Below are 23,329 nucleotides of genomic sequence, written 5' to 3'. Positions count from 1 at the left end.
AAATTTTATGGAAGAATATATAAAAATTGGATCTAAAGCTATGAAAAATGTTTTTTGGATATTTGTAATAGCCTTTTTGCTGCTTTTTATACACAATAAACCGAAGGGATTTGACACTATATATTTTACATTAGCATTTCCAATATTAATTTATATTGTTTATTACTTACATGTAAGATTGTTCCCATTGGGTGAAATCCAATTTATCATTTTAACTTCTTTTTTAACAGAAATGGGACTTATAATGATATATAGAGTTGCACCAGATTTGCTCATAAAGCAGATTGTTTGGATTGGAATAGGTTTTACACTTTACTTCATTTCCTCATATATTTCAAAATACTACGATTTACTTTACAAATTCAAATATGGGGAAGTTATTTACATTGCACTTACAATAGCACTACTGGGCTCAACATTGATTTTTGGAAGAGAAATAGGTGGTGCTAAAAACTGGCTTACTTTTGACGGCATATATGTTCAACCAGCTGAACTTGCTAAGATAATATATATAACTTTTTTAGCAAAATATTTGTGCACCAGGAGAGAAACAAAAGACATAATTATTTTAGGATTAATAACTTTTGTAATTGTAGGAATATTTGTATTAGAAAAAGACTTAGGGATGGCGTTTTTATTTTATATTACTACAGTATTATTAATTTTTGTATCTACTTCTAATCTATTATACACAGCAGTAGGGATTGGGCTCTTTGTTTTAGGAGGCATAATATCCTACTTTTTGTTTTGGCACGTAAGAGTGAGAATTGAGGCATGGTTGAATCCTTGGATGGATGTACCGGGAAAGACATATCAAATTGTACAATCACTTTTTGCCATTGCAGCAGGGGGCTTTTTTGGCACAGGGCTCGGCATGGGGCATCCAGAATATATACCGGTTGTGGCAAGTGACTTCATATTTTCTGCTATTAGTGAAGAATTTGGACTTTTAGGTGCTATAGCCATAATTCTTGTGTATTTTGTTATAATGTATAGAGGGATTAAAGTAGCACTAAATGCTAAAGACGAGTTTGGTGTATTAGTAGCTACAGGCCTTATTTCAATGTTTAGTTTACAAGTTTTTACTATAATTGGTGGTGTCATAAAATTCATACCTCTGACAGGGGTAACCCTTCCCTTTGTAAGTTATGGTGGTAGTTCTATGGTAACGAGTTTTGTGACATTGGGTATGCTCAATGGCATAGCTCTTAAGGAGGAACAGCAGGATGTCCAACTTAAATTGCAATATTAAAATGTTGTTTTGGTTTTTTTCTGTACTTTTTTTCGGACTAATTGCCTATTTAACTTATTTCCAAATATATGAAAGAGATAAATTAATTACTAGTTCCTATAGTGTTTACAATCGAAGACTTATAGAACAAGAAAAAAAGATATTGCGAGGTAGTATTTTGGACAGAAATGGGACTGTACTTGCAAAAAGCGTGTTTGTAGATGGCTCACAAAAGAGAGAATACCTAGATGGGCCTGCTTTTGCGCAAGTAATAGGGTATAGTCGCAGAATATATCAACAAGGAAATGCAGGAATAGAAAAAGCTTATGACAAAGAATTACTTGGGATGGTAGGAAATGACCCAATGACTATTCTAAGAAAATTGGTTTTAGCAAAAGGACAGGTAGGAGATAATGTATATTTGACAATAGATAAAACTCTTCAAGACCTTGCTTACAAAGAGATGGAGGGTAAAAAAGGAGCGGTTGTAGCTTTAAATCCAAAGACTGGAGAAATTTTAGCAATGGTTTCTTCTCCTTCTTATGACCCCAATACTTTAGGAGAAAATTGGGAAGAAATAATGACAAGTTCTGAGCACGTAGTTTTAAATAGAGCTACGCAAGGTTTGTATCCTCCAGGGTCTGTCTTTAAAATTATAACCACTGCAGCAGTTTTGACATATAAACCTGAATTATATAACAAGATTTTTGATTGCAAAGGATATATAATTGTGGATGGCAACAGGATAAATGATTTTGGAGGCATTGCTCATGGAACAGAGGATTTTAGACAAGCTTTTTATAGGTCTTGCAATTCCTTTTTTATACAGGTTGGTTTAGATTTAGGAAGCGAAAACTTGCAAACAATGGCTTATGCTTTTGGTCTAAATAAACGAGTTCCTTTAGAAATAGATACAGCACAAAATTATTTTCCTCCTATTGAAGGAAAAGTTGCTTTAGCAGAATCTTCTATAGGACAGGGTAAAATCCTTGTAACACCTCTTACAATGGCTTTAGTTGCTTCTGCCGTTGCAAATGATGGGATTATAATGAAACCCTATTTGATGAGATACGTGGCAGATCCTATTTCAGGGGCAATCATTGAAAAAAGCACTCCTTCACAGTATTTAAATCCTATATCAAAAAAGGTGGCAGATACTATTAAACAATTGATGATAGGCGTAGTTAACAATAAAGAGGGGACAGGTAAAGCTGCACAAATTTCTAGTATTACAGTTGCAGGCAAAACTGGTACTGCAGAAAATCCTCACGGGGATTCCCATGCCTGGTTTGTAGGTTTTGCACCTGCCGAAAATCCACAAATTGTCGTAAGTGTAATAGTTGAAAATGGTGGTGAAGGTGGGAAAGTAGCAGCACCTATAGCAAGAGATATAATAAGAGCTTATTTAACTAAATGACCTGAAGGTGATGGACAATGACCATAGAAGAAAAATTAAAGCTTTTGCCTGAAAAACCTGGTGTTTATATAATGAAAGATAAAAGTGGCAAAATAATTTATGTGGGTAAAGCGGTAGTTCTCAAAAACAGAGTGAGGCAGTATTTTCAAAACAAAGAAAATCAATTGCCAAAAGTAAAAGTAATGCTTTCTCATGTGGAAGACTTTGAGTACATTGTTACTGATACTGAACTTGAAGCTTTAATGTTGGAATGTAACCTAATTAAAAATTATAAGCCAAAGTATAATGTATTATTAAAAGATGACAAAAATTACCCCTATATTAAAGTTACAGTAAATGAAGAGTATCCCCGCATAATGTTTACAAGAAGAATTGAGCCAGATGGGGCTAAATATTTTGGGCCTTATAGCAGTGCCTTTGCAGTGAGGGAGACTATAAAACTTGTCAGAAAAATGTTTCCAGTAAGGACATGTAACAGAAATATTGAAAAGGACATTGGTAAAGTTAGAGAATGTCTCTATTACCACATAGGATTGTGTTCTGCTCCTTGCACTAACAAAATAAATAAAGAAGATTATAGAAAATTAGTTGATCAGGCAGTTCTCTTTCTTGATGGAAAGAGAGATTGGCTCATACAAAAACTTAAAGAAGACATGCAGGAAGCGGCGGAAGAATTGAGGTTCGAGGAAGCGGCGAGGATTAGAGACCAGATTTTTGCCATTGAAAGGACATCAGAAAAACAAAAGGTAGTATCAGTAGGAGAAGATGAGCAGGATATAATTTCAATGGCCCGAAGTGCGGATATTTCCTGTATACAGGTGTTCTTTGTACGAGATGGAAAATTAAGCGGAAGAGAGCATTATTATATGAAAAATACAGAAGGTATGGAAAGAGGAGAAGTAATCTCTTCCTTTATAAAGCAATTTTATGAAGGTGCTCCTTACATTCCCAAAGAAATAATAACTGATGTGGAATTAGACGAAAGAGAGCTTCTCAGTGAATGGTTATCACAAAAGAGAGGCAACAAAGTTTTTATAACAATTCCTGTAAGAGGTAAGAAAAAAGAACTGGTGGATATGGTTTATCAAAATGCTTTAGAAGCCCTTAAGAATGACATATCAATAAGAGATGAAATTTCAAAAGACCAGGCTGCATTAGAACTCTCTAATTTAGTGGGGCTTGATTACGCTAAGAGAATTGAAGCCTATGATATTTCAAACACAAGGGGTCAAGAAAATGTAGGGTCTATGGTGGTGTTTGTAGATGGAAAGCCAAAGAAAAGTCAGTACAGGAAGTTTAACATAAAATATGTAGAGGGACAAGACGATTATGAGAGTATGAGAGAGGTAATAGAAAGGCGTTTTTTGCACGGTATTGAAGAAAATGAGCTTATTGAAAAAGGTGAACTTGAAGAGGATAAGGCCAAATTTGCTGAAATGCCAGATTTAATATTTGTAGATGGTGGCATAGGGCATGTAAATGCTGTACTGCAGGTGTTAAGTGGCTTGGGGATTTCTATTCCTGTTTATGGTATGGTAAAAGATTCAAAACACAGGACTCGAGGCCTTGTATCACCTCAAGGTGAAATTGACATACCTATGACTACAAAAGCTTTTCGCCTGATTGCGCAAATACAAGAAGAAGCCCATAGATTTGCTATAACTTTCCACAAAGAAAAGCAAAGCAAAAGATTTAAAAGCGAACTTCTCAATATCCCCGGCATAGGTGAAAAAAGGGCAAAGGCCTTATATGATGCCTTCAAGTCTATAGAAGAAATAAAAGGGGCAAGTGTGGAGGACCTTAAAAAAGTGGAAGGAATGAATGAAAAAGCTGCTCAAGCTGTATATGAATATTTTAGGAAATAAAAAGCGTCAAGATTTTGTCTTGACGCTTAAACATAATCCAGTAACCCCCTTACAGACACATCTCCTGACATAATACTAAGTCTTTTGCCCTCTTTAGTCTCTACTACCAAACTTCCATTATTGTCAATAGTGACAGCTTTCCCTTCAATTTCACCCTCATTGGCAATGACTTTTATCTGCCTTCCTATTGTTATGGATTTTTCAATGCATATAGGTCTTATGTATTCAAAGCCTTTTTGTAAATATGCATTATAATAAAATTCCAGGTTATTTAAAATGCTGGCGGTAAGTTTTTTCCTATCAACCTTAGAGTTGGTTTCTAAGTACAAGGAAGTGGCTTTGCCTTTTAATTCTTCAGGGAAATTGTCACAATTTACATTGACTCCAATTCCTATTATCACATAGTTTATTTTGTCAATTTCTGAACTCATCTCTGTCAATATTCCACACACTTTTTTATTGTTTAGTATTATATCATTTGGCCATTTTATTTTGCTTTCTAAGTGAAATACTTCTTCAATAGCTTTGACTACAGAAATTGCCGTTACTTGTGTGAGATTAATTGCCTCCTGTGGCTGTATATTTGGTTTTAAAATAATAGACATCCAGATGCCACAGCCTTTTTGAGATATCCAACTTCTTCCTAATCGTCCTCTTCCTGCTGTCTGCTCTTCGGCAATAATTACTGTGCCATCAGGAACCTTTGATGCTATTTCTTTGGCAAAGTTGTTTGTAGAATCAATGACTAACTTATGTATATAATTTTTTCCTATAAAATTTGTAGTAAGATAAGGGGATACTTCTTCATAAATTAACAAATCAGGCTCAGAAGCTAACATATACCCCAGCTTATGATGGGCCTCTATTTGGTATCCTTCATTTTTTAATTCATTTATATGTTTCCATATAGCAGTTCTTGAAACGTTGAGTTGTTCAGAAAGTTTTTGCCCAGAAATATACTCCCCTTTGTTTTCTTTTAAAAGTCTGATAAGTCTTTGCCTTAACATTTTTTCACCTCAAAAGTTTATATGGCTATAAACATATTATAATTTACATCTTCCCAGAAGAAAAGGTTTTGTCTATTTACTTATTTTACATTAAATAATATAATTGAATTAAATGCAGCGTTTTGTTGCTGGCTGGAGGTGAAAGAGTGGATAAGATTCCTGTTGAAACTTTGATAAAGGATTTGAATTTAGAAGTCATTGTTGAGGCCAAAAATAATAAAATAGATATAACAACAAGTGATGTAAATAGGCCGGGTTTACAATTTTCCGGCTTTTATGAGCATTTTGCTTATGAAAGGGTGCAAATAATAGGAAAAGTCGAGACAACTTTTATAGAACAACTTTCTGATGAAGTATTAGCAGAAAGAGCAGATAAATTCTTTACTTACCCCATTCCTTGTCTTATTGTAACAAGAGATTTAAATATACGCCAAGAACTTATAAATGCTGCCCAAAAGTACGATAGATATCTTTTGAGGACGAAAGAAGCTTCTACGAAATTTATAAATAGATTAATAAATTACCTTGATGAAAAGTTAGCACCACAAATTACCATTCACGGAGACCTTGTAGATGTGTATGGTATAGGTGTTCTTTTATTAGGAGAAAGCGGCATAGGTAAAAGTGAAACGGCATTAGAGCTAATTAAAAGGGGGCACAGGTTAGTTGCTGATGATGCGGTGGAAATCAGCAAGATAAGTGAGGACAAGCTTCAAGGGAGTTCACCGGAGATAATAAGACATTTTATTGAGATAAGGGGTATTGGCATACTTGATATTAAGACATTGTATGGTGTAGGTTCTGTTAGAAATACAATGAATATAGATTTAGTCATTCAATTGGAGGAATGGGATGAAGATAAATATTATGACAGGTTAGGATTAGAAGATGAATATATTAAATTTTTAGATGTCAAAGTTCCAAAGCTTACTATACCTGTAAGGCCAGGAAGAAATCTCGCGATAATAGTAGAAGTAGCAGCTATGAACCACAGGCAAAAACAGATGGGGTACAACGCTGCCCATGAGCTTAACAAAAAATTATTAAAACAAATAGGGAATTAAAGGGAGAGGATAAAGTTGAAGTTAGTTTTGGACACTCATATTCACACAATTTCAAGCGGTCACGCTTACAGCACTATTACAGAAAACGCAAGGGAGGCTTATAAAAAAGGGCTTCAACTTATATGTATGACAGACCACGGGCCTAAAATGCCAGGAGCTGCTCACCTTTGGTATTTTGGAAATTTAAAAGTGTTACCTGAAAAAATAGAGGGGGTGGAGATATTAAAAGGGGTGGAAGCTAATATAATGGATGAAGAAGGAAATTTGGACTTACCAGAAGGAATACTTAAAAAACTAGATATAGTGATTGCCAGTTTGCATGACGTGTGTTTTGAACCAAGTGACGATATAGAAAGAAACACAAAAGCTATTATAAATGCTATAAAAAACCCTTGTGTAGATATAATAGGACATCCTGGGAATCCCATCTATCCAATAGATATTGAAAAAGTTTTAATGGCTGCTAAAGAATATGGCAAATTTATTGAAATAAACAACAGCTCCTTTGTAAGTTCAAGAAAAGGCAGTGAAGAAAATTGTTTTCTCATTGCTAAAAGAGCGAAAGAAATGGGAGTAAAAATTGCTGTAGGAAGCGATGCCCATGTAAGCTTTGATGTAGGAAGGTTTGATGAAGCTCTCAAAGTTATTAAAAATGCCGGTATAACTGAGGATTTAGTGCTTAATACTGATGTTGGAAAAATAAAAGAATATCTTAAAGAGAAAAAACGAAAAATTGGAGGAGAGGAAGAATGAGAATTGGTGTTGACCTTGGAGGCACTAATATTGCTGTTGGATTGGTGGATGAAGAGGGACGTATAGTAGCTACAGGTAGCAGGCCGACAAAACCAGAAAGGGGTTATGAAGCAGTTGCTAAAGACATAGCGGATATAGCTTTTGAACTTATTAAGAGGAGTAATCTAAGTGGAAGTGATATTAAGTCAATGGGAATAGGAGTCCCGGGTGTAGCAGATAGCGAAAGAGGCATAGTAATACGAGCGGTGAATCTCTTTTGGACAAAAGTTCCTCTTGCAAAAGAAATAAGAAAATACATTGATTTGCCAATATATATGGACAATGATGCTAATGTAGCAGCTTTGGCAGAAGCAGCATATGGGGCTGGCAAAGGTTCTAAGTCCTCAGTGACAATTACCTTAGGAACAGGAGTAGGTTCTGGTTTTATCCTTGATGGTAAAATATACAATGGTGCACATCATTTTGCACCTGAGCTTGGACACATAGTGATAGGAGACAATGGTATAAGATGCAATTGTGGTAAAATTGGATGTTTAGAGACATATGCTTCAGCAACTGCTTTAATAAGAGAAGGGAAAAAGGCAGTAGAGAAGAATCCCAATTCTCTTATTTTAAAATTTGCAAATGGGGATATAAACAGCATAACGGCTAAAAATGTAATTGACGCGGCGAAGCAGTACGATGAGCAAGCAATGAGAATTTTCAATGACTACGTCAAATACTTAGCTATTGGGATTGTAAATGTGATAAACATGTTTGACCCTGAAGTGATAATATTGGGTGGCGGAGTTGCAAATGCAGGGGATTTTCTCATAAAACCTCTTAAAAAAGAAGTGGCAGAGAATATTTTATTCAAAGACTTACCGTATGCTGACATAAGAAAAGCAGAGCTTGGAAATGATGCAGGGATCATTGGTGCTGCTATATTAAGTTAAAGGAGGATAATTATGAAAATTCATGAACTTTACAAAAACGCAAAAGTGTCTGAGAACCATGTGGCGATAAAATTTAAAGACAGAGTTTATACTTATGGAGAAGTGGACACTTTAATAGATAAATACGCTTCTTTTTTTCAATCAATAGGTGTTAAAAAAGGTGATAGGGTGGCTTTAAGTTTCCCAAATTGTCCTGAATATATTTTTTCTTTTATGGGAGCGTCAAAAGCAGGGGCGATTGTTGTTCCACTTAACATGATGCTTACTCTTGAAGAAATAGCTTATATAATCATGGAATCAGGAGCTAATACTTTGGTAGTTCATCCTGTAATAGCACAAAAAGTTGATAAATCTCAATTAGGAAGATTGAATCTTAAAAATGTGGTCGTTTTAGATGAAAATACAATTAATGCGATTTTAAAAATGGGTCCTTCTCAACATGTTGAAATAGAACCAGACGAAGTATGTACGTATATATATACCTCTGGAACGACAGGGAAACCTAAAGGTGCGATGCTTACTCACAATAACTTCATTGCTGATGTAAAAGCTATGGATGAGGTTTCTGACTTAGGGCCTTCTGATAATTTTTTAGCTGTATTGCCTTTGTTTCATAGCTTTTCTTGGACAGTTAATGTACTTTTAGCATTTTACTTAGGTTCTGCTATTACAATAAAAGAAAGTTTTATGCCAAAAGACACATTGGAGACACTGACAAACGAAGATGTAACTGTTTTTTGCGGAGTGCCTTCGATGTTTGCGGTCCTTATGAGAATGGCAGAAAAGGGACAATTTAAAGCTTTAAGGTTAGCTATATCAGGTGGAGCTCCATTAGCGCCTGAGATACAAAGAGGATTTGAGGAAAAATTCAATTTTCCGCTTGTAGAAGGCTATGGGTTAAGTGAGGCAGCTCCTGTTGCACTTTTAAATCCTTTAGAGCCTGATGCCATAAGAAAACCGGGGTCTGTTGGATTGCCACTTCCTTGTGTTGAAGCAAAGATAGTGGATGAAAATGATAACGAACTCCCCGTTGGAGAAGTAGGAGAGCTTGTTTTAAGGGGGCCTAATATAATGGTTGGCTATCACAACATGCCAGAAGAAACTGCTAAGACTTTAAGAGGTGGTTGGCTCCACACGGGTGACCTTGCAAAAAAAGATGAAGACGGATATTTTTACATTGTAGATAGACTAAAAGACATGATAATATTAGGTGGGTTTAATGTATATCCGAGGGAAGTTGAAGATGCCTTATTAGAACATCCTGATGTTTTAGAAGCAGCTGTGATAGGAGTGGGTAATCCATTGAAAGGAGAAGAAGTCAAAGCTTTTGTGGTGCTAAAAGAAGGAGCGAAAGCTGATAGAAAAGAGCTTCAAAGCTTTTTAAAGGATAAATTGGCTTCATATAAGATTCCAAAGCATTTTGAATTTGTGTCAGAACTTCCTAAGACTCCGACAGGTAAGATTAATAAAAAACTACTAAAACAAATGTAAAGGTGAAAAAAATGAGAGATTCTAAACTTTTTGATATTGCATATTTTATAAGCGATTTAATGATATTAAATCTTCTGTGGATTGTATTTTCACTTCCTGTTGTGACAGTTTTTCAATCCACAGAAGCTCTTTTTCATTCAATACGTTTATTGAGAAAAGATGAAGGAAGCAGCGTCTGGAGAGAATTTTGGAATGGTTTTACAAAACACTTCTGGTGGATGCTTATAAACTTTGTGATTACTGTTGCTGTTATTTTAATACTTTACGTAGATGTGAGGTTTTTTATACAACAAAACACAGTTTTTGCATATATTCTTGCTGGCTTATTATTGTCAATGGGACTCATGTTTTTAATCACATTGATATACACTTTTTTAACAATTCAATATTATGAGGGGAAACTTTTTGGCTTATGGAAAACTTCTTTTTTATTAGGGCTTGGGTATTTGCCCCAAACAATACTTATACTTGTAATACTTATAGCTGCATTATTTATTATACAGATTATTCCAATACTATTTTTTATAATATTGGTAAGTGGCTCAGCTTATCTAATAGATATGATTTTTGAAGGAATAATTAAGAAGTATATAAAACGGGACGAAGAATAAAATAGGAATAAAAAGAGTAAAATACGAATAAGTTGTTTTTTGGTATGTAATTACTTAATAATATGGGCACCTTAAGGCATGGATGCCACCTGACGTAGGTACTCTGCCGGAGCCCGAAGGTCGAGCTTTAGTTTTGTTGCTTTGGAACATCGGAGCGACGATGCAAAATATCTTCTTTGAATAGATTATCTTCTAGAGATGGGGAATATGATAAAGCTTTGCAGCATAAAAATTTTTTAACATAATTTATTGACAGGTAAAAGTTAATATGTTATTATTTAATTAAATTAATTCGAAACGTTTCAATAAGGCAGGTGGTATAATGGCAACAATAAAGGATGTTGCAAATTTAGCAGGGGTAGCAGTTTCAACAGCGTCATATGCGTTGAACAATAGTCCTCGTGTAAGTCAAGAGACTAAAGAAAAGGTTTTAGCGGCAGCGAAACAATTAAATTATCAGCCTAATGGAATTGCTAGAGATCTAAAATTAAGTAAAACAAATACTATTGGGTTAATATTATCTGATTTATCTGGACCATTTTATTCCGAGCTTATTAAGGGTGTTCAAGATATAACAATTGCAAACGGTTACGATTTAATAGCCATAAGTTCACTTGGGGGTAAAAATAGTACGGCAGTGAAGTTTCTCAAAGAAAAAAGAGCTGATGGGATAATTATTTTAGCTCATAATATTGATAACAATTTGATAATTAGCGCCGCAAGAGAAGATATGCCTATTGTTCTTTTAGATCGCCCTCTTAAAGCAAAATATGTGTTGAATATTCAAGTAGATAATGAAGGAGGAGCGTATAAGGCTGTTGAACATTTGATAGCATTAGGACATCGTAAAATTGTATATTTAAGTGGACCTAATAATTCATACGATAATTTGAAACGTTTCGAAGGATATAAAAAGGCTCTAATTACTCATAATATTTCCTTTTCAAAACGGTGGCTGTACCAAGGTAATTTTACAAAAGAAGGGGGGTATCATGCTGCTAAATTGATGCTATTGCAAGACGATTTGCCCGATGCGATATTTGCCGCAAATGATGAGATGGCAATAGGGGTAATAGAAGCTTTTAAAGAAGCTGGCTTAAAAATTGGTGAAGACGTTGCATTAGTAGGCTTTGATGATATTCAGTTAGCTAAATATGTTAATCCGTCTTTAACGACTGTTAAACAGCCAATGAAGGAGATTGGTGTATTAGCTGCCCAGCAAATTTTCCAAGCATTAAATGGTAATTTTTCTACTGATTATATCTTATTAGAAACAGAGCTTATAATTCGAGACTCATGTGGCAGTTCTAGAAAGATTTAAATTTAAAGTTTTAAAAAATTAAAAAGAGGAGGAAAATTAAATGAAAACGAATAAATTATTGTCTATTATGTTAATAATATTTTTGGCTTTGTCTGTGATACTTTCAGGATGTGGTACTTCAAATAAAAAAAATAATAATACGACTACTCCCAATGCATCATCAAATAGTACAAATAAAGAAACCGTTTTAAAAGTATGGGCAATGGGTGAAGAAGGTAAAATTTTGCCTCAAATAGTAAAAAAATTCGAAGAACAAAATCCAGGAATAAAAGTCGAGGTGCAAGCAATTCCATGGGATGTTGCCTACGATAAATTATTGACAGCAGTAGCATCACAGTCAGGACCAGACTTAACACAATTAGGAACAACATGGACAACACAGTTTGCAAGTTCAGGAGCATTACTTGATTTAAAGCCATATTTTGATAAATATCCGGAATTAAAACCTGAGAATTATTACGAAGGTTCTGTAAAAACAGTAGAATACAATGGTCAAATTGTTGGTGTTCCGTGGTATGTCGATACTCGTGTGTTATTCTATAGAACCGATATACTAAAAGAAATAGGGTATGACCATGCGCCTAAAACGTGGACTGAATTAAAAGATGCCGCAGATAAACTTGCAAAAAGAGGAAAGGGCAAATATGGAATTGCATTTGCTCCCAATGATCAACTAATGGTATATATGCTTACTTGGCAAGCTGGTGGACGATTAATTGATGATAATGGTAATCCTCAATTTAATAGCCCAGAATTTATCAAAGCAGTAAATTATTATAAAAGCTTTTTTATAGATGGTGATGCTCCATTAACAGCTGATCAAGGTTTAGATCTTTTTACCGCATTTAAAGAAGGTATTGAACCGATGTTTGTCAGCGGGCCTTGGATGGTGAGTTTGATAAATAAACAACTTCCAGATTTAAAGGGAAAATGGGCTACAGCAGTTTTGCCTGCAGATAAAACAAATACTTCTTTTGTGGGAGGATGTGATTTATCTGTATTTAAGTTTTCAAAAAACAAAGATGCAGCAATAAAATTTATTGCCTTTATGAGTAAACCGGAGAATCAGATTGAATGGTTTAATTTATCTTCAGATCTTCCAGCATCGAAACAAGCATGGAACGACTCTAAACTTAAAGATGATCCGATTTTAGCTACTTTTGGAGAACAACTTAATAATGCACAATCAACACCATTAGTAAAAAATTGGGCAGCAGTTGAAAAAGCAACATCGGAGGCACTAGAAAAAATAATAGTTGGCAAACAAGATGTAAAATCTACTTTAGATAAACTTAATGAAGATGTAAAAAGCATATTGAGTAAATAATCTTTTTAGATTGTTGCATCCCCCTAATTATATTTGGACATGGTATTTATTACATAAAACATTAGGGGGATGCATGTTAAAGAGGTGAAAAAGAATGAAAAATACAATAAGATGGATCAATAAGTATAAATATCCATATTTATTTATAATGCCAGCTGTTTCACTTTTGCTCGTGTTTACTATTATTCCTATTTTCGTCGCACTTATCATTAGTTTAACAAATATAGATTTATCAGGATTAGCAGATTGGTCAAATATTAAATTTATTGGGTTGAGAAATTATATAAATTTATTTAAAGATAGTGCTTTTAAAAAATCAATATTTAATACTGTTTATTATGTAGTTATAGGTGTACCTTTAGTTATAATTTTTTCAATGTTTATTGCTATATTACTCGATTATGGAAAGAATATTATTTTCAAAATACTAAGATTGTTTTATTATATGCCTTCTATAACAAATTCAATAGCTGTTGCAATTGTATGGGGATGGCTTTATAACACAAATTATGGATTGTTTAATTATTTATTATCACTTGTAGGATTACCAGGTCAACAGTGGTTGTCTAGTCCTATATTAGCAAAATTATCTTTAATTCTTCTTGCATTATGGAAAGCTATGGGAGCAAATATGATAATATTTCTTGCTGCGCTTCAAGGTATTCCAAAAGTATATTATGAAGCGGCTGATATTGATGGGGCAAATAAATGGCAAAAATTAATTAAAATAAAAATTCCTCTATTAAGTCATGCAACTTTTTTTGTTGCAGTTACTACCACAATTGGTTGGCTACAATTTTTTGAAGAACCATTTGTAATGACAGGTGGAGGACCTCTTAATTCAACACTCTCAATGGCTTTATACATTTATCAAAATGGGTTTCAATTAGGTTATTTTAGATATTCTGCTGCAGGATCCTTTGTACTATTTCTGATGATTATTACTGTCACGCTAATGCAGTTTAAATTTAAAAAGAACAATGTTGAGTATTAATGGGGGAAATAACAATGTATAGAAAGAGCAAAGATAAATATTTTATAATAATGCTGTTACTAATAGGTTCAATAGGAATGTTGTTACCATTCTTTTGGATGGTATCTACATCCTTTAAACCAGCTAATGAAATATTTAATATACCCCCTACATTTATTCCAAAGAAGCTAACGATTCAGAATTATGTACAATTATTTCGGGAAATGAATTTTGGAATATATTTAAAAAACACATTAATTATAGCATTATTTTCTATGTTAGGATTGGTAATAAATGCACTTGCAGGATATGCATTTGCGAAGTTTCAATTTCCAGGAAAGGAGAAGATATTTTATCTTGTACTTGCGACGATGATGATACCTGGACAGGTTACTATGATTCCTGTATATCTTATGCTCAACAAAATGGGTCTGACAAATACAATGCCAGGTATTATTTTACCAGGACTTGCTAGTGCATTTGGGATATTTTTATTCCGGCAGTTTATGGCAACAATTCCTTCAGAACTTATAGAAGCTGCAAGAATTGATGGTGCTAGCGAATTTAGGATTTTTTTACAAATTATTTTACCTGAGTCTAAACCTGTATTTGCGGTTCAAGGAACATTTACATTTATAGGCGCTTGGAACAGTTTTTTATGGCCTTTAATTGTAGCTAATGATGAAAATCTTTATACACTTTCTGTAGGGCTTGCACTTTTAAAAGGACAACATGGGAGTGATTTTGGATTGCAGATGGCAGGTTCTACTTTTCTAGTAATTCCTATTATAATAGTATTTTTGTTTTTACAAAGATATTTTGTTGAAGGTATTACTATTACAGGTATTAAATAAAACTTTTCTAAAATATTAGACAAAAGGTGGTAATAATTGATGAGGGTTAAAATACGAAATAATGCATTTATCATAAACAATGAACCTGTTTTTCTATATGGTGCAGAATTTCATTACTTTAGATGCCCGAAAAGTGAGTGGTCTGATCGGTTAGATAAAATTAAAAATGCTGGTTGCAATCTTGTAAGTACTTATATACCGTGGTTGTGGCATGAGATAAAAGAAGGTAAATTTGATTTTTATGGTAAAACTCGTGAAGAGAGAGACTTGGATGGATTTTTAAATCTTGTTAAGGATAAAGGATTATATTGTATAGTTAGGCCAGGCCCTTATATTATGGCGGAAACTAAAAATGCTGGTATTCCTGAATGGCTATTAAGTGAGTATCCGGAGATAATTGCTAAGGATAGGGATAATAAAGAACATCCTGCAAAAGTTATTACTTATCAACATCCTATTTTTTTAGAAAAAGTTAAAAAGTGGTATCAGTCAGTTAATGATGTCATTTCTAAATACCAAATTGATATGGATGGCCCAATAATAATGTACCAGTTGTGCAATGAGATAGGAATGTTCCATTGGGTGACAAATACTTCTGATTATAGTGAACACATGCAAAATAAATTTGCAGACTATTTGCTAAAAAAATATGGTTCTGTCTATAAATTTAACTACAATAATATAACAGAATTAATAAAGGATTTTGTAAATGGGAAATTAAAAAATGACGATGCAATTAAATTACATTATGAGTGGGGAAGGTTTTGGAGAGAGTATATAAAAGAATATGTTTCGATTTTAAGAGATTATGCTATAAAAAGTGGCATAAAAGTGCCGTTTATCATAAATATTCATGGTTTTAAAAATTTGTCATTAAGCAGCAGAGGTATGGATTATCCTATTGGACTTTCACAGCTTTATAAGATTGCAGAAATAGACGATGTAGTATTAGCAGGAGATTTCTATCCCGGTCATGTATCTTATGATTCATATCACGACCTTGTTTTAAGTTGTGCTTTGACAGATGCAATTTCACAGAGTGAACAACCTATATTTTCTGCGGAATTTCAATCAGGTAGATTATCTGATAGGCCTCGCATAAGCCCAAATGATGTAGATTTGGCCACACGAACTTGTATAGCAAATGGGATGAATGCAATTAATTTTTACATGTTTGTAAGTGGTGAAAACTATGATGATATAGGTCTTTTTGGGCGAAGACATGACTGGCAAGCATCTGTTGACTTTAAAGGAAATTTAAGACCCCATTATTTTAAAATTCAACATATAGGCAAAATGATTAAACTTTTTGAAAAACAGTTATTAAATGCACAGAAGGAAATAAACACATATATTGCTTTTTATCCAGATTACTATATGACGGAGGTTTATGATGAACAGACAAAAGGTATATTAAGTAAGATTGCTGATGAAAGAGATGCTTTTTTTTATAACGGTATTGGAAGGTTATTAACGGCAGCAAATATTTCATTTGATGCTTATGATATCATGAAGGAAGCTGTAATTCCGGTTGATAAAGTTCCGTCTCTTTGGATATTTTCTACAAAATGGATGGATGAAGAAATTCAAAAGAAATTATTGCAGTATGTAAAAGATGGGGGAATAATGATACTTTATCCTACGGTCCCTGAATTTAATTTACAAGGAGAAGAGTGTAGAATTTTGGCTGATGCTCTTGGGATTAAAGAGTTTTATATAAAAAAAGGCTGGGAACAGGTTGATGTACTTAATATAGATTCTGTTTTTGTGAATCAGAGAATGGTAATAAATGAATGTATCGGTGAGCCTGTGATATGGGCAATGGAAAACGGGAAAAAAGAATACTCTGGTTTTATAAAAGATTATGGTTTAGGGAAAGTCTTAATGTTAGGTATAGGAATGGAGCATGACTACAGTTACAAATTGGATGTTATACGTGCAATTGCAGATAAAGTAGGAATAAAACCTGTAGTTTGGCTAGAGGATGAAAACCTATCAGCAACTATTCGCAAAAATGGGGAAAATAGTTTTATTTTTATAAATAATTATGATGAGATAGATAGAAAAACCACTATTAAATATAATAACAATTTTTTATTTGATGGAAGGGAATTGGTGATATCTAAAAGGTCTGGAGTTATGCTTACTATAGGATGTAGCTTAGTCGATGATATAAATATAGTTTATAGTACTATGGAAATATATGATATTGTGAAAAATAAAAATTATCTTGCGCTATTTACAAAGCTTTCTACAGGCGACACAGGAGAAGTTGTGTTCAAATCATTGAAGTGGGAACCTATGAGAGATGAAAAAAATGATGTAATTATCATTTCTAAAGGAATGTATAAGGTTAAAATAACTGGTATATTAGGTCAGGAAGCTACTATATTGTTTAAAATGAGCAATAGCGAGGGGAAGATCAATGAAAATTGATTTAAATGGGAAATGGGAGTATAGGCCAATAGCTCATACCCGTATTTGTGCAAATAGAGATTTAATTGAAAGCACAGAAGGTCTTCCAAAAGCTGGTATAATGGACGTGCCTAATAATTGGGAGATTGCAGGTATTCACGACTTCACAGGGAAAATTGAATTTATTCGGTATTTTGATGTAAAATTAGATGATATTCAAGACAAGCTTCCTTTTCTGTGTTTTGAAGGGATTGATTATTTTGCAGAAATTTATTTAAATGAAAAATACATTGGATACCATGAAGGATATTTTCAACCATTTGAGTTTAATATAAAAGGTCTTTTAAAAGAACAGAATATCTTGAAAGTCATTGTTAATTCGCCTATGGAAGACCCAGAGACGGTATGGCCTAATAATAAAGTATTAATAAAGGGTGTACTAAACCATCATGATGCGCGACCGTGAGGTTGGAATCTAGAGCAAGGGCAAACAAAAAATACTGGTGGTATATGGAATAATGTTTATATAGACTTAAGACCGTCATGCTTTATTAAAAATATAAAATGGATTCCAACGCTTTTAAAGGATGGTACTGCCAAAGTTAACATAAAAACTGATATATATTGCGTGAAACCAGGGAACTACGATGTAAATATAGAGATAGATGGGGAGAAATATGAGCGTAAAATAGAAATACAAAATATAATAGAAGAGAAGGATTTTGTTATAACAATTAAGTCTCCTAAATTGTGGTGGACCTGGGACACAGGGGAGCCTTACCTTTATCACTTAAAGGTTAGCCTTGTCAAAGAAGGCGAATCAATTCACAGTAAAGAGCTGGATGTGGGAATAAGAAGTTTTACATATGATTTTTCTAATAACGAATGGTTGTTAAATAATGAGAAAATTTTTATTAGGGGTACAAATATAATACCTACTCAATGGCTAAGTGAATATACAAATAAAAAAATTCAAAAAGATATAAAACTAATAAAAGAAGCTAATATTAATTCTGTTCGTGTACATGCTCATATTACGAGAAAAGAATTTTATGAAGCCTGTGATAAAGAAGGCATACTTGTATGGCAAGATTTTCCGTTGCAATGGAGTTACGATCGAAGTGACAGATTCATAGAAAATGCGATAACCCAAATAAAAGACATGGTTGAGACTCTTTATAATCATACATCTATTGGAATATGGTGCTGTCATAATGAACCTAGTGTAAATACAGAGGAATTAGATGTGGTCCTTTATAAAACAGTCTGTGCACTTGATTCTACAAGATATGTCCATAAGCACTCTGATTATCGCGAACATCCTTATCCTGGTTGGTATTATACATCTATGGAAGAGTTTATGACAAAACCTTACAAACCAATAGTAAGTGAATTTGGAGCACAAGCTATGCCTAACATAAAAATAGCTAAAGAAATTTGTGGTGAAACTTGGCCACCTGATTGGGATAAGATGGAGTATCACGATTTTCAATACGATGAGACATTTAATGTAGCAAAAATACAGATGGGAAATAACTTAGAAGAATTTATAAAAAATTCTCAGCTATATCAAGCTAAACTTTTAAAATATGCTATTGAAGAATATCGCCTGGATAAATATAAAGATTTAAGCGGTATATACCAGTTTATGTTTGTAGACTGTTGGCCTTCTATAACGTGGTCAATAGTTGATTATAATAGAGAACCAAAGTTAGGATATTTTGCTTTAAAGAAAGCCTACCAGCCTTTACTTCCGGTTGTAAAAATGATGAGAAACACATGGATGAAAGAAAAAGGTGTAGAAATAAGATTGTACGTTATAAATGATTATCATAAGGACATTGAAAATTATCAATACGAACTTTTAATTAAAAAAGATGGAAATGAAACTATCATAAAAAGTGGGGATTTTAATATTGAAAAGGATACAGTAAAAGAAATACTCAAGTTTACATATTCTGCTTCAAAAGAGTTGCCGGATGGTGATTATAAGTTAGTAGCCAGGATTTTAGACAGCAGCAAAAAAATTGTTTCTTCAAATGATTACGAAATCAAAATAGTTTCTATGAAGGCAAATAATAAATAAAATTTCTGCGAGAGGAGAAAATGCTATGTCATACAAAAAAATGTTTGAAAATCAATATGGATATTTTTCTGAGGATGGAAGGGAGTATGTCATAAAGACGCCAAAGACTCCGCGCCCTTGGGTAAATGTAATAAGCAATGGTGATTATTCATTTATAGTTTCACAAACGGGTAGTGGCTTTTCTTGGAGAGGTAATGCTGTTGAAAATCGTCTTACAAGGTATTCCCAAGACATAATCAAGGATGAATGGGGGAAATACATATACATTAGAGATGAGGAATCCAAAGAATTTTGGTCTGCATCATGGAAACCTGTATGCAGCGAACCTGACTTTTATGAAGTCCGCCATGGAATTGGGTATTCTGTAATAACCCAGACAAAGAACGGCATAAAAAGCAGTTTGAAAATGTTTGTTGCACCATATGAACCAGTAGAATTATGGGAACTGACACTAACTAATGAAACTGATAGAAAACGCGTACTTAACCTTTTTACGTACCTTGAGTGGAATTTGGGTTTTGGGCACGATGAGCATAGAGAGTTTCACAAAATATTTATTGATACGAAATATGAGAAAGATATAAATGGATTTATAGTAAATAAATATTTATGGGGTCTGGCGAATAAAAAAGGACAGCACAACAATAGAAGCTGGGAATATGTAGCTTTTCATACGACAAGCGAAGTGCCTGTTTCTTACGATGGGGATAAAGAATCTTTTATAGGTATGTATGGTTCACAAGCAAATCCAAAGGCAATGGAGGAAAAGTTTTTGAAGAAAAATACAGGAAGATTTGGTGATGCCATTGGCGCTCTTCAAGTTGAAGTTGTGCTTGATCCAGGTGAAACTAAGAAAATTGCTTTTACTTTAGGTTGTGCAGATAATCTCACAGAGGCTTTAGAGCTTTCACGAAAATACAATAATGTAACTGAAGTTGAAAATGCCTTTGAAAAAGTTAAGGAATTTTGGAGCCGATTTATTGATAGTGAAAAAATAAATACACCTGATGATGGAATGAATATTATGACTAATATCTGGCTTAAATACCAAGCAATATCATGTCGTATATGGGGTAAAGCAGCATATTATCAGATAAGCGGTGGCTATGGTTATAGAGACCAACTTCAGGATTCTATGATATTTTTAGAGAGTATACCAGAATATACAAAAAGGCAAATTCTCATGCATGCATCAAAACAAAAAAGAGACGGGACTGTACTACATTGGTGGATGACTATATCTGGTAATGGGCCTGAAACAAAATGTTCTGATGATTTGCTATGGCTTCCGTTTATAACGATAAATTATCTAAAGGAGACAAACGACTTTGATATACTTAATGAAGTAGTGCCTTTCCTGGATGGTAATGAAGGCAATCTTTATGAACATTGTAAACGCTCAATTGAAAGGGCATTCATGCGATTTAGCCCAAGAGGTGTTCCACTGATTGGAGAAAATGACTGGAACGATGGATTAAGTGCAGTTGGTTGGGACTGGAAAGGAGAGAGTTTCTGGCTTGGAGAATTTTTATACGTTATTCTTGAGGACTTTAAATATATTGCAAGAAAAATAGGGGATATAAAATTCGCCAATAAATGCGATGATGTTCAAAATACTCTTAAGGATTCTATAAATAGATTTGGCTGGGATGGAGAGTGGTATTTACAAGCTACTACTGATGAAGGTGAAAAAGTAGGAAGCAAAGAAAATGATGAGGGATTTATCTATTTAAATCCACAGACATGGGCAGTAATTAGTGGAATAGCAGATCCAGAAAGAAGTAAAGTTTGTATGGAATCTGTATCAAAATATTTGCTTAGAGATTATGGCACCCTTTTACTTTATCCCGCTTACAGTAAAGTAAGAGAAGATATTGGATATATTACAAGATATGCGCCTGGTCTTCGCGAAAATGGAGGAGTATATACTCATGCAGCTACTTGGTCTATTATAGCATATATTTTAATTAATCAAATTGACAAAGCTTATGAAGTTTATAGAAAAATATGTCCCCCTAATCGTTCGAGCAATATTGAGCATTATAAAGCTGAACCGTATGTATTGCCAGGAAATACGGATGGACCCCAGTCCCATAATTATGGCCGTGGAAGCTGGACGTGGTATACTGGTTCTGCACAATGGCTTCATAGGGTAGCTACTAATTGGATTTTGGGTGTACGTGCAGATTATGATGGTTTAATTGTTGACCCAGCTATTCCTGCAGAATGGGAAGGTTTTACTTATACAAGGAAGTTTAGAAACTCAATTTATAATATTGTTGTTGAAAATAAGGAACATGTTCAGAAAGGTGTAAAGGAAATTTATATAGATGGCAAATTGATTGAAGGTAATAAAATTCCGGATTTAAATGATGGTAAAACTCATGAAGTAAAAGTAATAATGGGTAAATAAAGCTCATATAGGAAATTATAAAAATTTAAAGAGCTTCACCCTAATATTAATTTATAAGGGATGAAGCTTTTGTTATTGTGGTATAATCAAATATGAGAAGAAAAAGTGTCGAGGTGTTAAAAATGGGAGTTTTGCTGTCTTGTTATCTCATGCCTCATCCGCCTATAATCGTACCTGAAATAGGGAGAGGAGAAGAAAAAAAGATTCAAAGGACGATAGATTCACTTAATACTGTTTCAAGCAACATAAAAGAAAAAAAGCCTGATACAATAATAGTTGTCACTCCTCATGGATACGTTCTTAGAGATGCTGTGGCAGTGACTGTTTTTTCTAGTTTAGAAGGAGACCTTGGACAATTTGGTGCAAGAGGTGTAAGGTTTGAATTTGAGAATGATTTAGAACTTGTTGAAAAAATTGTAAAAGAATCTAGAAAGAGAGATATACCTATTGCAGAAGTAGATGATGAATTAGCCAAAAAATATGTGCTTCCCAAAAAGCTTGACCATGGAACTATTGTACCTTTATATTTTGTGACAAAACATTATGCTAACTTTAGGTTAGTCCATATTTCTTATGGATTTTTGTCCTTTGAACAGCTTTATGAATTTGGCACTGCAATTGGATATGCTATAAGAAATTCAAACAAAAAGGTCGTTTTTATCGCCAGTGGGGATTTATCTCACAAATTGACTCCCAATAGTCCGAATGGCTATACGCCAAAGGGAGAAGTTTTTGACAAAAAACTTCTAGACTTGCTTTCTGAGATGAAGGTAGAAGAAATAATTGGAATGGACAAAGGCTTAATTGAAGAAGCTGCAGAGTGTGGGTTTAGGTCTGTTTGTGTCATGTTGGGAGTTCTTGATGGTTATGAGGTCAAAGCGAAAGTATTATCCCATGAAGGGCCATTTGGTGTAGGATATGGTGTTGCGCAATTTGAAGTGGATCAGTATAAGGAAACAAGCCTTTTAGAAAAGTTATACAATCTAAAAAGACAAAGGATTGAAGAAATAAGGCAAAAAGAAGACAACTATGTGAAACTTGCAAGAGAAAGCCTTGAATATTATGTGAAACATAGAAAACCAATGCCAGTTCCAGAAGGTTTGCCTGAAGAAATGTATACAAAAAGAGCAGGAGTATTTGTCTCTCTTCATAAAGATGGGGAACTTAGAGGATGCATAGGTACAGTAGTTCCACAGAGAAAGAATATAGCAGAAGAAATAATAAAAAATGCCATAAGTGCAGGTTTTGAAGATCCTCGCTTTGAACCTGTAGAGGAGTATGAACTGAAGGATATTGAGTATTCAGTAGATGTTTTGACACCTCCTCAACCTGTTAAATCAAAACAAGAACTTAACCCCAAAAAGTACGGAGTAATAGTGAGAAAAGGCTATCGTTCAGGATTGCTTTTACCTGACTTAGAAGGAGTAGATACTGTTGAAGAACAAATTTCTATTGCCTTGAGAAAAGCTGGAATTAGTCCAGATGAGGATTACACCATAGAAAAATTTGAAGTTGAAAGACATAAATAAAAACTTAAAGGGAGGGATTGCCATTTCTCCATTTGAG

At 33.9% G+C, this 23,329-nt stretch carries 18 protein-coding genes; 17 read left to right on the top strand and 1 reads right to left on the bottom strand.

Features of this window, described 5'->3' with window-relative positions:
- The first annotated feature begins 7 nt into the window (after window positions 1–7).
- From THYS13_RS05970 to uvrC, 3 genes are read left to right on the top strand one after another with little or no spacing between them, the layout of a single operon-like run.
- Complete coding sequence (locus THYS13_RS05970; protein WP_042833584.1) at window positions 8–1,252, top strand: FtsW/RodA/SpoVE family cell cycle protein; 1,245 nt, start codon at window positions 8–10, stop codon at window positions 1,250–1,252.
- Entirely contained in the window at window positions 1,227–2,648 is a 1,422-nt protein-coding gene (locus THYS13_RS05965) for a penicillin-binding protein 2 (protein WP_042833583.1), read from the top strand. Before THYS13_RS05970 ends, THYS13_RS05965 begins: the two co-directional genes overlap by 26 nt.
- 17 nt (window positions 2,649–2,665) lie before the next feature.
- On the top strand, window positions 2,666–4,513 hold the full coding sequence (gene uvrC / locus THYS13_RS05960; protein ID WP_042833582.1) for an excinuclease ABC subunit UvrC: 1,848 nt from the start codon (window positions 2,666–2,668) through the stop codon (window positions 4,511–4,513).
- A gap of 26 nt (window positions 4,514–4,539) precedes the next feature.
- Here the strand turns inward: uvrC and THYS13_RS05955 are convergent, their stop codons facing one another.
- Window positions 4,540–5,520 (bottom strand): biotin--[acetyl-CoA-carboxylase] ligase, encoded by a 981-nt coding sequence (locus tag THYS13_RS05955; protein ID WP_042833581.1) that lies wholly within the window; start codon window positions 5,518–5,520, stop codon window positions 4,540–4,542.
- 146 nt (window positions 5,521–5,666) lie between these two features.
- Between THYS13_RS05955 and hprK the strand changes: the two genes are divergently transcribed.
- The 14 genes from hprK (at window position 5,667) to amrA (ending at window position 23,292) form a co-directional block, all read left to right on the top strand.
- Window positions 5,667–6,584: an HPr(Ser) kinase/phosphatase gene (gene hprK, locus THYS13_RS05950; protein WP_042833579.1), complete on the top strand. Its 918-nt coding sequence runs from the start codon at window positions 5,667–5,669 to the stop codon at window positions 6,582–6,584.
- A 15-nt stretch (window positions 6,585–6,599) separates the two neighbouring features.
- Window positions 6,600–7,337: a phosphatase gene (locus THYS13_RS05945; RefSeq protein WP_042833578.1), complete on the top strand. Its 738-nt coding sequence runs from the start codon at window positions 6,600–6,602 to the stop codon at window positions 7,335–7,337.
- A complete protein-coding gene (locus tag THYS13_RS05940) occupies window positions 7,334–8,272 on the top strand; it encodes an ROK family protein (RefSeq protein WP_042833577.1) in 939 nt (312 codons plus the stop codon). The genes THYS13_RS05945 and THYS13_RS05940 overlap by 4 nt, the downstream gene beginning before the upstream one ends.
- 12 nt (window positions 8,273–8,284) lie before the next feature.
- Window positions 8,285–9,763, top strand: coding sequence for a long-chain fatty acid--CoA ligase (locus THYS13_RS05935; RefSeq protein ID WP_042833576.1), 1,479 nt, complete (start codon window positions 8,285–8,287; stop codon window positions 9,761–9,763).
- An 11-nt stretch (window positions 9,764–9,774) separates the two neighbouring features.
- On the top strand, window positions 9,775–10,374 hold the full coding sequence (locus THYS13_RS05930) for a YesL family protein (RefSeq protein ID WP_042833575.1): 600 nt from the start codon (window positions 9,775–9,777) through the stop codon (window positions 10,372–10,374).
- 322 nt (window positions 10,375–10,696) lie between these two features.
- Complete coding sequence (locus THYS13_RS05925; protein ID WP_042833574.1) at window positions 10,697–11,695, top strand: LacI family DNA-binding transcriptional regulator; 999 nt, start codon at window positions 10,697–10,699, stop codon at window positions 11,693–11,695.
- A gap of 40 nt (window positions 11,696–11,735) precedes the next feature.
- The gene (locus THYS13_RS05920; protein ID WP_042833573.1) at window positions 11,736–13,022 is read left to right on the top strand and encodes a sugar ABC transporter substrate-binding protein; all 1,287 of its coding nucleotides are present in this window, start codon (window positions 11,736–11,738) and stop codon (window positions 13,020–13,022) included.
- A gap of 94 nt (window positions 13,023–13,116) precedes the next feature.
- Window positions 13,117–14,016, top strand: a complete 900-nt coding sequence (locus THYS13_RS05915) for a carbohydrate ABC transporter permease (protein WP_042833572.1) — start codon at window positions 13,117–13,119, stop codon at window positions 14,014–14,016.
- A gap of 14 nt (window positions 14,017–14,030) precedes the next feature.
- Entirely contained in the window at window positions 14,031–14,849 is an 819-nt protein-coding gene (locus THYS13_RS05910; protein WP_153039597.1) for a carbohydrate ABC transporter permease, read from the top strand.
- Window positions 14,850–14,888: 39 nt separating this feature from the next.
- Window positions 14,889–17,285 carry a beta-galactosidase gene (locus THYS13_RS05905; RefSeq protein ID WP_042833570.1) on the top strand — a complete coding sequence of 799 codons (2,397 nt, stop codon included), beginning with the start codon at window positions 14,889–14,891 and terminating at the stop codon, window positions 17,283–17,285.
- Entirely contained in the window at window positions 17,275–17,730 is a 456-nt protein-coding gene (locus THYS13_RS05900) for a sugar-binding domain-containing protein (protein WP_052210472.1), read from the top strand. The genes THYS13_RS05905 and THYS13_RS05900 overlap by 11 nt, the downstream gene beginning before the upstream one ends.
- A 42-nt stretch (window positions 17,731–17,772) precedes the next feature.
- Window positions 17,773–19,350 carry a glycoside hydrolase family 2 TIM barrel-domain containing protein gene (locus tag THYS13_RS05895; protein WP_082990375.1) on the top strand — a complete coding sequence of 526 codons (1,578 nt, stop codon included), beginning with the start codon at window positions 17,773–17,775 and terminating at the stop codon, window positions 19,348–19,350.
- A 25-nt stretch (window positions 19,351–19,375) separates the two neighbouring features.
- Window positions 19,376–21,763: a GH36-type glycosyl hydrolase domain-containing protein gene (locus THYS13_RS05890; protein WP_042833569.1), complete on the top strand. Its 2,388-nt coding sequence runs from the start codon at window positions 19,376–19,378 to the stop codon at window positions 21,761–21,763.
- 122 nt (window positions 21,764–21,885) lie between these two features.
- Window positions 21,886–23,292: an AmmeMemoRadiSam system protein A gene (amrA, locus tag THYS13_RS05885; RefSeq protein ID WP_042833568.1), complete on the top strand. Its 1,407-nt coding sequence runs from the start codon at window positions 21,886–21,888 to the stop codon at window positions 23,290–23,292.
- The last annotated feature ends 37 nt before the right edge of the window (window positions 23,293–23,329 follow it).

This window comes from Thermoanaerobacter sp. YS13, assembly GCF_000806225.2.
In the GTDB taxonomy this organism is placed as follows: domain Bacteria; phylum Bacillota; class Thermoanaerobacteria; order Thermoanaerobacterales; family Thermoanaerobacteraceae; genus Thermoanaerobacter; species Thermoanaerobacter uzonensis.
This window is presented reverse-complemented; position numbering and strand designations above follow the sequence as displayed.

What these genes read in the sequence shown, in the direction of transcription:
- THYS13_RS05970 (WP_042833584.1), top strand. Translation starts at nt 8, where the DNA reads ATGGAAGAATATATAAAAATTGGATCTAAAGCTATGAAAAATGTTTTT.
- THYS13_RS05965 (WP_042833583.1), top strand. Translation starts at nt 1,227, where the DNA reads ATGTCCAACTTAAATTGCAATATTAAAATGTTGTTTTGGTTTTTTTCT.
- uvrC (WP_042833582.1), top strand. Translation starts at nt 2,666, where the DNA reads ATGACCATAGAAGAAAAATTAAAGCTTTTGCCTGAAAAACCTGGTGTT.
- THYS13_RS05955 (WP_042833581.1), bottom strand. Translation starts at nt 5,520, where the DNA reads ATGTTAAGGCAAAGACTTATCAGACTTTTAAAAGAAAACAAAGGGGAG.
- THYS13_RS05940 (WP_042833577.1), top strand. Translation starts at nt 7,334, where the DNA reads ATGAGAATTGGTGTTGACCTTGGAGGCACTAATATTGCTGTTGGATTG.
- THYS13_RS05935 (WP_042833576.1), top strand. Translation starts at nt 8,285, where the DNA reads ATGAAAATTCATGAACTTTACAAAAACGCAAAAGTGTCTGAGAACCAT.
- THYS13_RS05930 (WP_042833575.1), top strand. Translation starts at nt 9,775, where the DNA reads ATGAGAGATTCTAAACTTTTTGATATTGCATATTTTATAAGCGATTTA.
- THYS13_RS05925 (WP_042833574.1), top strand. Translation starts at nt 10,697, where the DNA reads ATGGCAACAATAAAGGATGTTGCAAATTTAGCAGGGGTAGCAGTTTCA.
- THYS13_RS05920 (WP_042833573.1), top strand. Translation starts at nt 11,736, where the DNA reads ATGAAAACGAATAAATTATTGTCTATTATGTTAATAATATTTTTGGCT.
- THYS13_RS05915 (WP_042833572.1), top strand. Translation starts at nt 13,117, where the DNA reads ATGAAAAATACAATAAGATGGATCAATAAGTATAAATATCCATATTTA.
- THYS13_RS05910 (WP_153039597.1), top strand. Translation starts at nt 14,031, where the DNA reads ATGTATAGAAAGAGCAAAGATAAATATTTTATAATAATGCTGTTACTA.
- THYS13_RS05905 (WP_042833570.1), top strand. Translation starts at nt 14,889, where the DNA reads ATGAGGGTTAAAATACGAAATAATGCATTTATCATAAACAATGAACCT.
- THYS13_RS05900 (WP_052210472.1), top strand. Translation starts at nt 17,275, where the DNA reads ATGAAAATTGATTTAAATGGGAAATGGGAGTATAGGCCAATAGCTCAT.
- THYS13_RS05890 (WP_042833569.1), top strand. Translation starts at nt 19,376, where the DNA reads ATGTCATACAAAAAAATGTTTGAAAATCAATATGGATATTTTTCTGAG.
- amrA (WP_042833568.1), top strand. Translation starts at nt 21,886, where the DNA reads ATGGGAGTTTTGCTGTCTTGTTATCTCATGCCTCATCCGCCTATAATC.